At 36.9% G+C, this 14018-nt stretch carries 14 protein-coding genes; all 14 read right to left on the bottom strand.

Annotation, left to right across the window (positions count from 1 at the left end):
- Positions 1–8 precede the first annotated feature (8 nt).
- On the bottom strand, positions 9–4613 hold the full coding sequence (locus PK1910_RS06795) for a host specificity factor TipJ family phage tail protein (protein ID WP_058948201.1): 4605 nt from the start codon (positions 4611–4613) through the stop codon (positions 9–11).
- Complete coding sequence (locus tag PK1910_RS06800; protein ID WP_058948202.1) at positions 4606–5019, bottom strand: C40 family peptidase; 414 nt, start codon at positions 5017–5019, stop codon at positions 4606–4608. Before PK1910_RS06800 ends, PK1910_RS06795 begins: the two co-directional genes overlap by 8 nt.
- Complete coding sequence (locus PK1910_RS06805) at positions 5003–5596, bottom strand: DUF1833 family protein (RefSeq protein WP_058948203.1); 594 nt, start codon at positions 5594–5596, stop codon at positions 5003–5005. Before PK1910_RS06805 ends, PK1910_RS06800 begins: the two co-directional genes overlap by 17 nt.
- 3 nt (positions 5597–5599) lie before the next feature.
- On the bottom strand, positions 5600–5962 hold the full coding sequence (locus PK1910_RS06810) for a hypothetical protein (protein ID WP_058948204.1): 363 nt from the start codon (positions 5960–5962) through the stop codon (positions 5600–5602).
- Positions 5962–9645 carry a phage tail tip lysozyme gene (locus tag PK1910_RS06815; protein ID WP_058948205.1) on the bottom strand — a complete coding sequence of 1228 codons (3684 nt, stop codon included), beginning with the start codon at positions 9643–9645 and terminating at the stop codon, positions 5962–5964. The genes PK1910_RS06810 and PK1910_RS06815 overlap by 1 nt, the downstream gene beginning before the upstream one ends.
- 17 nt (positions 9646–9662) lie before the next feature.
- Positions 9663–9875, bottom strand: a complete 213-nt coding sequence (locus PK1910_RS06820; protein ID WP_072210712.1) for a hypothetical protein — start codon at positions 9873–9875, stop codon at positions 9663–9665.
- 86 nt (positions 9876–9961) lie between these two features.
- Entirely contained in the window at positions 9962–10324 is a 363-nt protein-coding gene (locus PK1910_RS06825; protein WP_021148657.1) for a hypothetical protein, read from the bottom strand.
- Positions 10325–10380: 56 nt separating this feature from the next.
- Positions 10381–11112, bottom strand: a complete 732-nt coding sequence (locus tag PK1910_RS06830; RefSeq protein ID WP_058948207.1) for a phage tail tube protein — start codon at positions 11110–11112, stop codon at positions 10381–10383.
- A gap of 12 nt (positions 11113–11124) precedes the next feature.
- Positions 11125–11541 carry a DUF3168 domain-containing protein gene (locus PK1910_RS06835; RefSeq protein ID WP_058948208.1) on the bottom strand — a complete coding sequence of 139 codons (417 nt, stop codon included), beginning with the start codon at positions 11539–11541 and terminating at the stop codon, positions 11125–11127.
- Complete coding sequence (locus PK1910_RS06840) at positions 11538–11978, bottom strand: HK97 gp10 family phage protein (protein WP_058948209.1); 441 nt, start codon at positions 11976–11978, stop codon at positions 11538–11540. The genes PK1910_RS06835 and PK1910_RS06840 overlap by 4 nt, the downstream gene beginning before the upstream one ends.
- Before the next feature lie 6 nt (positions 11979–11984).
- Complete coding sequence (locus PK1910_RS06845; RefSeq protein WP_058948210.1) at positions 11985–12305, bottom strand: phage head completion protein; 321 nt, start codon at positions 12303–12305, stop codon at positions 11985–11987.
- Between the two features lie 2 nt (positions 12306–12307).
- Positions 12308–12586, bottom strand: a complete 279-nt coding sequence (locus PK1910_RS06850; RefSeq protein WP_058948211.1) for a hypothetical protein — start codon at positions 12584–12586, stop codon at positions 12308–12310.
- A gap of 3 nt (positions 12587–12589) precedes the next feature.
- Positions 12590–12862, bottom strand: a complete 273-nt coding sequence (locus PK1910_RS06855) for a head-tail connector protein (protein ID WP_021148663.1) — start codon at positions 12860–12862, stop codon at positions 12590–12592.
- 10 nt (positions 12863–12872) lie between these two features.
- Positions 12873–14015: a phage major capsid protein gene (locus PK1910_RS06860; RefSeq protein ID WP_058948212.1), complete on the bottom strand. Its 1143-nt coding sequence runs from the start codon at positions 14013–14015 to the stop codon at positions 12873–12875.
- Between the last annotated feature and the right edge of the window lie 3 nt (positions 14016–14018).

Raw genomic sequence — 14018 nt, forward strand, 5'->3', positions numbered from 1 at the left:
CCCGTTTATTATTGTCTAGCAATTACCAATACATATATCCACCCTGTCTTTAAATTTCTTGTTGTGTCATTAGAAAATGTCCTAGCAGCGTATGCTCTACGAGTGCCCATTAACCCAACCTTACTTCCATCGGAAGTATATATAGGAAAATTAGGCGAATTACTTTCGTAATAATCAAGATTTGGGCCCTCTCGCCTACCAACTTTACCATTACTAATTATTTTGTACGAAATCGGCACAAATACGCATTGACCCTCACTATACCCGTCAGGTATTGGCGTATAATCCCCATGAGCAACTTCATACGTTCTCACATCAAGGCTCTTGACCTTGTATCCAGCATTGTATATAGACTGGCCCTCAATGTTAACACCTCGAATTGTTGCGCCGGTAATTAATCCGCCATTGATATGGGAACCCGTAATGTTACCATTTGAGTCAACTTTAAATGACCCGTTTTCATTTTGGATTTCTGTGCCAATTAGCTTGCCACCTCGAAGTGTGCCGCCGATATATGCAGATAGAGCAGACAAACTATCCACTTTCAATTTATCAGCAGTTATTGAGTTCGCCTGTATCATCCTATTTGTGATGATATTTCCATCTATAAGAGTATCACCAGTAATATGAATTAATTTACCCTCAATCTTAACGCCGCCCTCATAAAGGTTTATTCTTGACAAAATTGCATTCCCATCTAATGCTTTAAGACCTTTTGTGACTTTAAGTTCGATACCATTGTCGAGTTGAGTTATACGAGATTCTACATCTCTGTTCAAGTTTTCAACTTTAGTACTATATTCCTTAGATACTTTATTAAATTCTGCACTGAGTTCGTTAACTCGTTTATCAAATTCTTTTAGCCCTAAACTTTCTTTATCTAATAACGCTGGATCTATTGTTGCCGATACAGTGACTAATAATTCATCGGATTCAATTCCTTCACCTATAGCATCAATAAATGCCGCCTTTACACGATAAATATCCGCATCACCAGTGTAAGTTATTGTATTCCCTGTGGAATTAAGAATATCTGTCTTTGCAGAACCTACAATATAAAACCGAATACTATTAGCAGTACTTGGCATATTTGATACTAATAAGGCAAATCCTTTGACCATATTTACAGATGTTACTATTGGTGCTTCTAGCTTTTGGAAATCATAGGATACATTTAACCCTGGCCCATATCCTTTTACCGGATTATGTCCATAAATTAATAGGTCTCCTTTTCTATTTTTAAGTTGTATTATCTCTCTAATAGAATTTGATTTTACAATCAAGCCTTGTAAATCACCTGTATTACTATTACTTCTGACTTCATAGAAATCAATATAAGTATTTGTGATTGGAGTCCATTCAATTAATACCCCTTCTTTTGTTAATTCAATACTTGCTGAATTAACTTTATCAGGAACTGCTATACTTCCCTCTGTAATTGTGATTTGAATACTTACCTTTGTAGCAGTTTCAGATTCAATCCCAGACGTATTAATGGCTTTAATCCCAAATGTATATATCTTGCTTTCTGTTGCAAAGAACGTATAATTTGTGGCCCCTATATAATTTACAAGTTCCTTTCCGGCATCATCATATAAACGGTATCCATATATATCCGGCTCTTGATTTGGCGCCCATTGTAAATGTAGTATGCTACTATTTATAGAATCCTGTACTACCGTAAATTGTTTTACCATTGCTGGTGCTGTTTCCTTTCCAGCAATATATATGGTCTTTTCTATGCCAGGACCTGCAATTCCTAAATCATTTAAACATATAATACGAACCACATAATTTTGTGTTGTAAGTACTGATCTAATGACTGCTGATGTTTCGTTGCCACTGAATGTATTTAGTAAAGTATATGTTTCTTCGTTTGTACGCTTGTAATATACCTGTATTTGTTTGCACTGATTACTAATTGGTAACACCCAATCAACCTTGATATCACATAATACAGTTCCATCTTTTAACGTATTTACAATCTTAGTTAACTTAATATCCTTTACCGATAATTCTTTTTCTACCTTGGCATAATCAATTACAGGATATCGGCTATAATCAAGTTCATATACAGCCGCATCATATTCTGTAGCTGTTATTGTTACCTGATTATCACCATTCTTTGTAATTTTTGTAATCCTAAATGGTTTGACTTCCTTATTTGCTTCACCGAGCATATATGGATCATATCGTTTAGGTAATTCTTGTTGTGAGAATTCACCAATTACAGTAATTGTATCTGTATTCGTTTCCTCTGTTACTGCTTGGATTTGCTTTGTAATAATACTGTCATCTTCTAACCGAATCATAATGCTATGATTTTTATTCGGTTTCAATACAACAAATTTATCCAATACGACTGTATTGCCTTCTGCTTTTACAATTCGGCCGCTAGCATCTCCGAATTGAGGTACCGCATGATTGATGCCTATAACATCACCATATTCACACACCATACCGCCTATATCTGTACCAAATGTAACAGTCTGTAACTGTCGCTCATTTGTGGCCATTAGATACATTCCTTCTCTGTATGCTTGTGAACGTCTTGTTACACCAAACAATGATAATTTAGCCGTATTATCATTCTTCCTTAAATTGTTTGCATAGTTTGGACTTCGCACCATAAATACAGTATTTTTGTAGTCATTATCTGTATCATTGTACGTAATTTCTACTGAGCGGGCCCTATCGTCCCTAGATGAATATTCGCCTTTAAAAGATGACTTTACTATTTGCCCCTCTCCAAACACCTGTACAATATTACTTGGTCTATCCACCACTATGCCATATTGTGTCCCATGCCTTAATATTGTGGCTCGTCCGGATGTTGCTGCCTTTTGTGCCGCTTCCCATCTTGTCTGTGTTGTATCCATGACCGCATCAAATCTGAACCTTCGTTCTTTTTCTCCACTAATCATAGATACTTCTTCATCTGCATAAGCCGCCGCACTTTTCCATTCATCCCAATACTGTTTGAAATTGTTAGCCGGTACACCTTCAACTACATATTCTTCAACATTTGTATTAATGTTATACAATCGCTTAGAATTGTGTAACATATCATATGCAGCCCATATTGGGTTCTTTGCATCTTTTTCAACATATGTTCCTGTATCCCAATCAAATACATGTACTGTATTTCTAATTTGTCTCCAGTTGACATTTGGAATACCTCCGGATAGTTGGTTAGTTGCCTTAATGCGTAATCCAATTAACACCTTACCTGGTCTACTGTATGCGCTATCCATAATAAAGCTTGATAGCGTTGACCATGTCATATAAGCTGTTGCTCTTGTTGTCGTTGGTAACTTAGTACCTACAACCTTAATATCATATTGTCCTGCCTCAGGCATTTCAAATTGATATGATCTACGCACAGCTTGACTAGTTGCTTTTGTAAGACTAAACGTAGACTTCTGAACAGTAATGGTTATGGTGCCTTCTTTTTTCATAAAGATTTCTCGTTTCTTTAAGTCAAAAGATATTATGCCATTATCATAATGTTCACCATACTTTGCCTCTTTTTTCTTACCACTTATACTACCAGTTACACTTAGAGTATCTTTATCTTTTTTTGCTACTAATGTCCATACCTCTAACGGTGCTGAGTTACCTATGGATTTCACATTTGTAACTATATTTGATAATCTTCCGTTTGATTTAACAATGTGATTACTATCATCACCGCCAAAATCTTTCCATACCGTTGTGCCAGTTTTTCTATACATAATTTGAAACTCGGCTGTATTCTTATCATAATCGCCGCTATCATTTACCTTGTATAATCCATTAGGGAATTCAACTGTTACTTCTAACTTCTTAGCTTTCTTAGTATCTGTTGTTCTAATTAATGGTTTATTTTCAGCACACTCAAGACCTATTGATTGGTCTAATACAGTAGTTGGAAAGAATGATATCGGTTCTTGATTATTTTCGCCTAACCTTGTTTCAATCTGAACATCCGTAAAGTTTTCTATAGGTGTTGTCCCAATGCGGATATTACTAATACTATCCACAGGGCCCCATCCGCCACAATACAATAAATTCAAATATTGTACATTTTTATCTTGATCATCTGTATTTGTTGTCTCTACATGACACATTAATAATTGAGGGGTTGGTATGCATTCACCATATGTTTCTGCAATCACACCACCTTCATATGTCTGTACGCTTGGCAATGACCATCCATAAGATGTACTTTGTGAATTTTCTGATGTACTACCTATTTGGTTTAATCGGAGCATACTATTTATCAGCTTACCGCCAACCATTGTAATAGCCCCTGTCATGAGTCCAATTGCTAATTTACTAGCTGTTGCAGGTAGCCACTTTGCAGCCAATACAGGTGCATAAACTGCTAATGCTAACATGGCTACCATGCCAAGTATACCCTTTAGACTTTTACCTATATGGGGAGTTACTATAATTTGATTCCCATCTTGTGGAAAGCAATTTACAGGGTCCAATACAAGTATTCCATTTAGGTACACATCTTTATCTATTGGATCTAAATAAGAATAGAGTGTACCATCTGTACACTCTACCTTTTTTCGTTCCTTTTTATTCGGTTCAAACGGATTCTTTATTTCAACAATTTCAATCATTATATAATGCCCTTTCTGTTGGAATATAGAAACCTAATATTCTTGACTTCCATTTACGAACTCTATCAATTACTACACCTGTTTCATGACAATAGGCATGAATAAAATGACCATTGCCAATATAAACGCCGCAATGGTTCGCCCATTCATTTTCTGCCAGTCGAATAATCACCAAGCATCCTATTTTAGGCTCTTCTATTTTTTGCCACATCTCATTTAAATCATGTTGCATAGTATCTGATATTACATGTGCCTCTTCCGAAGATATAGAATAATCATGAATAATATAGCCTTGTCGTTTAAATAATTCCAGCGCAAGGCCCCAACAATCTAATCCCGTTATATCTCGACCCCCATCTACAAATGGAATACCTATTAGATCATCATAATTAAACATTGTTTCCATTCATACCTTCCTCTCCCCCAAATCGTGATGGGATTCTACATGTTTCCAATGTATTATTGCATGGCTCTTTACCTCCTGCATATCCACATCTAACCGACTTAAATCTATACGGACAATAATGCGCCATATAAATATGGGTTGGAAATTTAACTACTGTTTCTGGTGATGCCCCTAGTATAAATGTTACCCACTCCTCATCGTATTGAGTCGTTGTAACAGTAAATTCAAAAGCTTGTAACGGCTCTGTATTGTCTAGCATATTCGCATGTACAACATATATTATTACTTCAGCATCCGTGAACCCTTTGAATTTTTGTATATACTGTTGCAATGTTCCTGCACAGTTAGACACAGTCCAACTTAACTTAGGTTCTGTTTGCCCATCAATTGTATTGATATCAAAATTCATAGGATATGCTTGCCATTCTTGCCCATCCCATGTAATACTTTCTGTATTTCTAACCAAGCATATTGGCTCTGTTAATTCTGAATGGACCATTTTAACCAATACCAAGAAAGGGGCATCACTTGCTAATTTATTCTTTTCAATAATTGCCGTAGCAGGCCATCTTAGCATTTGTTACACCTCCTCAAATTGTAATGATCCATACCACCCAATTGGATAATCTAATCGGAAACTAAACTTATCTACGAATCTACATCTATATGTTTTCCCATCCGTATAGTTTTTAAATTCAAACTCTTCTGATGTTCTAACTTTCTTCCAGAATGCTTTTAACTTTTCATAGTTTTCATCGCTAAGTCCTAGCCATGTATATGTCCAGTTTCCAATCACCCTTGTAGTTCTCGGCCGTGTAATTTTATAGTTGGCATCCGTAGTGGATGTGATTGTACTATCTGTTAGTACTTCCGTATAAGTACTTCCGGAATTCGATGCAGCCGGAATAATCGGCTCCGGAATATCTGTAGGAAACACATACATTATCGCCTACCTCCTATTAATTGTTTCAAAATATCTTGGCTTCCATTTCGGTTACTAGCAATTTCTTCAATCACAATATTTACAATTTGTGTTTTCATATCACCAGTTGATGTCTCTTCCGTAACAGTTACTTTACTATTGGTGTAATTATTTACATTCACCATAACCGGTCCCCCGCCTATGGTATTCGCAATATTACGACCAAGACTAGCAAATGTATTTTGGTTTAAAGGTAATACAGCCTCACTATCTTTACCTTCCCCCATTAATGACATTACTGGAGCAGTAATTACACCACCACTTGCAAACTTATATGTAGGCATATGGGGCATTCTAGCAATGGCACTATTTACAAATCCTTGCATTGTTAATGTTTGTACATTACCCCCACTAGCAACACTTTTACCCCCTACGCCCAATGACTGTCCTAATAACGCCGCCGCTAATCTTGCAGCCGCTATCTTAGCAATGATATTGACTACTGTACTAAGAATTAATTTACCCATATTTTGGGTTAAATCTTTTACGCTTGTAATATCTGTTGCTAGATTTGAAAAGATAGAAGATAATCCACTAGCAAATGATTCAGCTGCTTCTGCTGTAGCAGCTGACATCGACATATTACCTTGTTCCCAAAGTTTATAGAATGTCTGTAGTTTAGCGGTATCGCCTTCCCAGTCCCTATATTGTTTTGCGTCTTTTGAACTTGTTAATTGTTGGAGTCTATTTGTATCATGTCGGCTAATTGCTAATTTAACAGCTTTATCATATGACTCACGTTCTGCCGTTTCACGTTCTGTTACTAAAGCTTTATATTTGGCTGTGTACCATTCCTCAACCTGTGCTTTAGCTTCCGCATCATCCTTTTGTTTTGCAACTGATTTTAGGCGTTCCTCTCGCTCTCTATCTAGTTCATTTTTAGATACAATAAACTGTTGTTCAGCTAAATTTTTATAGTTTCCTAAGATTTCTGCATTAGTTTTGGCTGTATCCAGTTTTAATTTATCCCGTTGCTCCTGTAGCTTTTTATTTACTTTATCTACTTCAACAGTTTTAAACTGATCTAATAGCTTTTCAGCATTTGAGGTATCAATCGTATCACTGACATCTTTAATCTTCTTGATTGCTTCAGATTTTTTCCGTACATCCTCTTCAATCTTTTGAATTTCACTTTCATAAGATGTACCAATTTCTCCGGTGATACTTTGCTTTAATTCACCTTCTAAATTCTTTAAATCCTTTTTAGCATCATCAATTGATTTTTGACGGCGTAATATATCAGCCCCAGTAAGGCCACCTTCACCCTTCATGTCTTTATAAAGTAATTGTGCATTGGCTGCCTTTTGAGACCTAATATCTTCCGTTCCTTCTGAACGTGTTATCCATTTATCAACTAACTTGGCCGCTAATCCTACATCTTGACTATTTCCAAGTTCTGCTAATGCTTTCTTATAATTATCCTTTTCTTTCCCATATAGCATTTCATATACCTGAAACGCTTGTTGAGTATGGATATCATATGGATCTGAATGATTCTGCTTTGCAAAGTTAAATAAGTCTTCTTTTCTATCTAACAACCATTGTTGAATACCGAATGCGCCCCCATTGGGATTTACAGCCTTTGCATTTAAGTTCTTTGTATTTCCGCCTGATTCAAGCATATTCCCACCAGCCATACCAAATGCTATACGTGGATCAATACCTTGATTAATCATGAACCTAACAGTTTCTGCTGCACTTGAAGTATCTTTATGAGTCGTAGTGGTAGATGTTTTGCTTATAGAATCTCCAATATTCGATATGTTTTGCATTTGTGTAGCTAACTCAGCTTGCATTTTAGCTTGTTCTGCTTTAATCTCACCTAATGCCGCATCTGCACTAGCCTTTTTTTGTGCTGATACATAAGATTCATATTTATTCCTTAATCGCTCAGGTACTTCTACATAACCGGCACTATCATTGGCAAAAACAACTTTACCATCTCTATTTTTAGCAAGATGATATTTCTTTCCCTTATCCATCAAGGTTACTTCATTGGCGTGTTGAAATTCTGCTTCTGCTTTATTGGCTTGTCCCATAGAATATAGTGCAAATCCTACGGCTGCCGCTACACCTAACCATCCACCAGCAAGAGCCCACACTGCTCGTGTTAATGTTGTAACAGCCCCCATAGCTCTGCCTGCTGCACTAACTGCTACCGCTCCTGCCGTTGTGGCTCTTACACCGACACCTTCATAGCTTGCTGCTAACACTGCATTCTTTTCAATATTTGCTGTTGCCGCTGCTGTTGCTGTTGCACTAGCTTCTACGGCTTTTGTGCCTGCAACTGTTGCAGCTACACCTACTTTACCTTGACTAGCTACTACAGCCATATCACTTTCTACTTTGCGAACATTAGCCGCTACATGTAGATTTGCTGATTCTTCTGCTGCTACCCCTGTAGATAATATGGATCTATTAACTGCAATTGAACTTTCTGCCGCTTCTGCCCGTACGCTTTGAAAGCCAAGAGTCATAGCCGCTCGAATTTGCTCTGCTGATTGCGTTGCCTTGATACTAATCTTGCTAAATTCCTGCGCTAAAAATGCACTCGTTTCTTCTGCAGATAACTTTTGTTGATTAGCTGTTTTAATCGCTTCTCTTCGCATTTGTGCATATACACGTTCATTATCTCTAAGTGCTTTATTAATCTGTGCTTCTTGCGCTCTTGTTAATTCAGCTGTATCTAATCCCATTGGGCTTTGCGAATTTTTCACAGTTGATACTACTGCATTAACTGCTGCCGCTGCTTTTTTAGCAATCTTAATGCTTTCATACAATGCTACAATCTGAACTAATGTTTTAGCCGTACTTGCAATCTCATTTTTATTTTTATTAATCCATACCGCCGATTCTTGCAAATACGGTAGTAATTGTGGTAATAATTCCATTACTAATGGTGTAATGGCTGCGCCACTCGCTAGTTTAAGTTGTCCAAACTGCAATTCCATCTCTTTCAATTGAAGAGATGCTTTATGCATTTCTTCTGGATTTAGACCAATTCCTTTGACTTTACTAGCAACTTCCGCCGCTTCATTGTAATTCTGCAATACAGAAATTAAAGCAAGTCCACGAACACCAAGGGTATTCATCACATATTCCTGCCCATATCCCGCATCAGCAGCCGCTTTATATCCTTTTGCTAACTCCGCCAATTGTTGATTCATTGGCAACATCTTACCATTTGTATCAGTTAATGAAACGCCAAATAGTTTTAGTGTTTCTTGCGCTTTCTTACCTTCATTACTATTTCCGGATAACGCTTTATCCAATCGCATAATTGTTTTAGCTGCTGTATCCGCATCAGAACCTGTAATCTTTAAAATTCGGTTCATTTCAGATGCTTCTTTAGTTGTGATCTGGTACCGTTGAGATAATTGGTAAACTGCTTCTCCAGCTTTCACAGAGCCTTCAATCATGGATGTTAGTCCAAATCCTCCGGCCATAATTCCTGCTATAGCTGTAAACTTACTAACCAAACTACCTACACGACCTGTTACACTATCTACACTTGTAGAGAACTCATTAATTGGGTTTACATTAAATGCTTTCCCTACCTGCGTTTCTACCTTCTGTAGTTCTTGTTTAAACTGATTACTGTCCGCACCTATCCTAACCTCTAAATCTGCTATGGTTGTTCCCATCATTCCACCTCCTTTCTTTAAAAATTAAATGTACGTAATAGCTCCTCTTTTTCGCTTTCCTTATCCTTTACCATATCTTGATGCAATGGATTGAAGATATCATCTACTGTTATTTTGCTTTCTCTACCTAAGTTTGGAGCAAGCATCCAGTATGTGAAATATGCTTGCTTATAGTCCTCTTCTTTTTTACGGGCATAATGGCCATCAAGTAACAAATAGAACTCTTTCATAGTTAGATTTTCAAGAGCATCAGGCAATAGATGCAATGGTCCATATGCTATTGGCTCTACGGTTCTAATCCATTCTTCAATGGAGGCTACTTCTTTTTCTGTTCCTCCACCTGTGCTTCCACTTCTTCTGGTAGCTTTGGGATAAAAAAACCAGTATTATATAATGCCATCATTAGGAACCCTGCCAACGTATCCAATGTGCCTTCACCTTCACAATATTTATCAATGAGATCATATGCTTTATCTTCCGACAAGCCGCCAACTACCGCATATTGCAAGTTCGCCATAATGAAATCAATGCCTACTCGTGCCTGTGCATTGCCATCAAATCTTGTTAGGATTGAAATCAAAGAGCATCCTAATGTTCGTTCAATCTGACGCATAATACCAAGTGTATACAATAATTCATATTTTTCCCCATTGACGGTCAATGTAGTCTGTTCTTTCATTTTTATCTCCTTATATAAAATAGGGCGGGTTTTATCCCGCCCTTTATATTACAAAATTATGCTGTTACATTTACTGTGATAGAAATTGTCTTTGCTGCAAATTTTGCTTCAAGTACATGATTACCTACTGTCATATTTTTAAGGTATTCTTTTTTCAAGGTTAAGGTACCTTCTGCAAATTCGTAGTCCTTTCCGAATACCAATACAGTACCAGTATCATCAGTTACAGTACGAATTGTAATGTCTGTTGGTGTCACCGCTACAGTTTTATCTGCTGCAGCTGCTTTAGAGAATGCAGCTGTAGGAGATGTAATTTTAACTTCACCAATCGCAATCAAATCGCTAATTGCGCCATACCCTGTTAAGGATACCTTTAATGTTTGAATTGCATCAGAAGAGTTATTATCTTCAAAAGATGTTGTATTCGCCCAACCTTGTTTGTAAGAACCGTCCGGATATTCTACACGTACATACACGGCTTTACCTTCACGGAATGAATAGCGCAAGATATCCACTGCATTGTCATTTAACACGTATAGACCATCATATTCGATGCTCCAGGACTTCATACCAGGGATGCCTTTTTTCCAACCGCCACTAGATTTATCAGAACCATCCAAGGAGTCTGCTTGTTCTTTAAGTGGTGAGTTCTTTTGACCACCAACCAATAACCATGTTAATGGTGTTTGTTTAGATGCAATATACAATAACGTATCTTTACCAGCTACCGCCTTTGTATCACTAGGTGCCACTGGTAGTGCAGTAATTTGCTCTTGTGTTAATGCCATATTAATTACCTCCTAATCAATTTCTTCAATTGTGTACTCAATCATCATGATTCCGTGATAAGCACTAGTCTTATCTTCGTATCGTTCCCCTATTGCCTGATATAAAGATATATGAGCATCACCAACCTGTTTAAACCCTTCAAGTGGTAATTGGTAATGTCTAACTAATGTAGCTACATCATTCAGAATTTCATTAACCTCTTTCTTACCAGGTTGATTACTCCATATATCTATTTGCTGGCTAATTCTATGTACCGTATGTGTTTTATTATCCTCTACAGGTACACCATGAAATTCACCCAACCAAATATACGGCATTTCTTCATCCCCTGCAGGGATACGATCATATACAGGAGCCGTCTGCCCTTCTGACAGCAATTTATAAAATGCTTTTTGTACAGCATTAAATGGAATAGTTTTTATTTTCATTTCTTTATTGCCACCTTAATTGCACCTTCAATCGTTGGACGAACCTTATCCATAGCCGGTTTCATAAATGGCTTTGCAGATATTGCAGGAATTGTAGCATTAGTCATAAACCAGCCGGCTGCTCCTGGTGCTAATGCTTTTTTCTTTTTGGGCATTACTACATGCCCCTTTGTGCCAAATTCAATTAAATGTGCTACCGGTGAATTTGTGAATACCCGTCCATAGATACCTTGACTATGTGTTTTAATCTCTTCCCTTATTGTCCCTTTAAATTTACCAGTTCTATAAGGTGCCAATTGAATTGCTACAGTTAATACTTCATGCGTTTTATTCCTTGTTACTTCTTTAATTCGTTCTTGTGTTTCAGAATTATAATTATGAATATCTCGCATTGCCTTATAAGTAGCATTAGATATATCAGCTTTTACAAATGCCATAGTTACCTACCGTTTCTTGATTGCCTGACATGTCAATATATAAGAATCCGTATTATACTCTATGTCTAATATTTCATAATTTGTATTACGGTACCTAATAATACAATCAGTATCAATTGCTTTTAACGGTCGTATCTGTATACCTTGTGTAATTGCTGTAGTAGGACCTTTCCCACTATCACCATCCCAAAATCTTGGTTTTAAAATAGCGGCCCATACCGTGGCAATTCTACGTGGTTTTTCTTTTTTAAACCCACCTTGTCCATCCGGCTCTATGGTCTGCCGTAATATTTCTATACGGTTCTTCATAGATCCAATCCGTAACATGATTATTTACCTTTTCCGGACTTGGAACCTTTATCCCCATCTTCGTCTGGTGGGTTTTCATCACCATCATTATCCTCATTTGGTGGATTTGGATTTCCTTCTGGTGGATTTTCTTCACCACCAGTTTTAGCATTCGGTGGAGTAATTCCCGCATCATCAATAACTTCAATTAGACCTGTTTCTACATATGGTTGCGCTTTTTCATTTTCTACTTCTACTACGTCATCAATTTGAAGCCATTGGCTATCAATGATTGTTGGATGTAATACTCTTACTTTCATTTGTTACCCCTCTTTCTTATGTTCAATTTGCAGTAATAATGAAGTAATAGTAAACGGTAGTTCACCACCACCGCCTACTACATTTCGGTTATCATACCAATGCCCACATAACATCTTAACGACTAAAAGCATTTGACTATTTTTTTCGTCAAATGCTTTCCCTGTGCCGTTCTCTATATATGTTTTTGCTGCTTCAATATAATTTTCAATTACTGTATTTTCATCATTACTGTCTACCCGTAAATATTCTTTTACATCATCCAGTAACTTTTGCATAATAATTACCTTATGCCAATTTCAATTGACCAAATACAGCTGCTTCATTATCTACAATTTTTGTATCAAAACGAAGTGTACCACGGATATTGTAACCATCTGTTACAAATGCATTACCACCAATATTTGTACCTAACAAGGTAATCGCTTCACGGTCAAACAATGTAATTGTCTCTGTTAAATCCCCAATAATAACTGGTGCATTTTTGCCGCTACCGCTAGTATCTGTAGGTAATACCTTATTACTTACCACTTTAACCACTTTACCACTTAACATCTTTTCAGTTGGATTTAATGGGTTCGGTTGCAATAAATAATGACCTTGTGTATCTTTCAATTTATCAAGGTAATTATACCCATCTTGGTTAGTTAAAAGAATAGAAGTCAATGCAATTGCTGGATCTAAGTCAACATTTAAAACGTCTTTTAATCCATCAATACCTGTAATTGGTTTTTTCGTAAGCGTATTAATTAATTTAGCGATTTCTGTATTACGTGTAATCGTATCCTTTTTAGCCAACCAACGATACAAATAATTCAATAAGTTTTGGTCTGTATCTGCTAATAGCTCACTAGAAATTGGCAAAATGCCTGCATATTTTTGAACTTTGTATTCAATGCGATTGAATTCTGGAGTTTCCAAATTTGCAATGTTTGCTAGTTCAGCTACATTTGGGAATGCTGTCATGGTGGAAAGCTTTTCATAAGTTCGCTCACCACTCATAGTGGCAACCTTTTCAATTCGTACTAATTCATCCAATGGATTTAATGTTCGTTTCAATTCATTAATAGTTGTTTGTACATCTTTAGGAACAATAAACCCACCATCTTTACCAGTTCCTTCATTCAATGTGCTAGCACGCACCAATACTTCATTTTCTTCTTTAGACAATTGATTGCCACGCAAAGCACGAGCCATGATTTGATTTACATCAATATCATTATCATGATTTTGATGTTGACGTGCTTCTGGTGGTACAGTATCTACACTGTTTTCACCCAGTGTAGTTTCTATTTGTAATTCACGTTTTAAGCGGCGCAATTCTTCTGTTGCTTGCTCCGCATCATCCAGTTTACCTTCATTCATTAGGCCACGGATTTCTTCATTTTTTGCTGCCATCTTTTGGCGTAATTCACGTTCTTTTTCGTTCATGAT

The sequence above is a fragment of the Veillonella parvula genome, from assembly GCF_036456085.1.
Lineage (GTDB): Bacteria > Bacillota > Negativicutes > Veillonellales > Veillonellaceae > Veillonella > Veillonella parvula_E.

Bases quoted from the DNA above. Each gene is read 5' to 3' on its own strand.
- PK1910_RS06795 (WP_058948201.1), bottom strand. From the start codon at position 4,613: ATGATTGAAATTGTTGAAATAAAGAATCCGTTTGAACCGAATAAAAAG.
- PK1910_RS06800 (WP_058948202.1), bottom strand. From the start codon at position 5,019: ATGGAAACAATGTTTAATTATGATGATCTAATAGGTATTCCATTTGTA.
- PK1910_RS06805 (WP_058948203.1), bottom strand. From the start codon at position 5,596: ATGCTAAGATGGCCTGCTACGGCAATTATTGAAAAGAATAAATTAGCA.
- PK1910_RS06810 (WP_058948204.1), bottom strand. From the start codon at position 5,962: ATGTATGTGTTTCCTACAGATATTCCGGAGCCGATTATTCCGGCTGCA.
- PK1910_RS06815 (WP_058948205.1), bottom strand. From the start codon at position 9,645: ATGGGAACAACCATAGCAGATTTAGAGGTTAGGATAGGTGCGGACAGT.
- PK1910_RS06820 (WP_072210712.1), bottom strand. From the start codon at position 9,875: ATGAAAGAGTTCTATTTGTTACTTGATGGCCATTATGCCCGTAAAAAA.
- PK1910_RS06825 (WP_021148657.1), bottom strand. From the start codon at position 10,324: ATGAAAGAACAGACTACATTGACCGTCAATGGGGAAAAATATGAATTA.
- PK1910_RS06830 (WP_058948207.1), bottom strand. From the start codon at position 11,112: ATGGCATTAACACAAGAGCAAATTACTGCACTACCAGTGGCACCTAGT.
- PK1910_RS06835 (WP_058948208.1), bottom strand. From the start codon at position 11,541: ATGAAAATAAAAACTATTCCATTTAATGCTGTACAAAAAGCATTTTAT.
- PK1910_RS06840 (WP_058948209.1), bottom strand. From the start codon at position 11,978: ATGGCATTTGTAAAAGCTGATATATCTAATGCTACTTATAAGGCAATG.
- PK1910_RS06845 (WP_058948210.1), bottom strand. From the start codon at position 12,305: ATGTTACGGATTGGATCTATGAAGAACCGTATAGAAATATTACGGCAG.
- PK1910_RS06850 (WP_058948211.1), bottom strand. From the start codon at position 12,586: ATGAAAGTAAGAGTATTACATCCAACAATCATTGATAGCCAATGGCTT.
- PK1910_RS06855 (WP_021148663.1), bottom strand. From the start codon at position 12,862: ATGCAAAAGTTACTGGATGATGTAAAAGAATATTTACGGGTAGACAGT.
- PK1910_RS06860 (WP_058948212.1), bottom strand. From the start codon at position 14,015: ATGAACGAAAAAGAACGTGAATTACGCCAAAAGATGGCAGCAAAAAAT.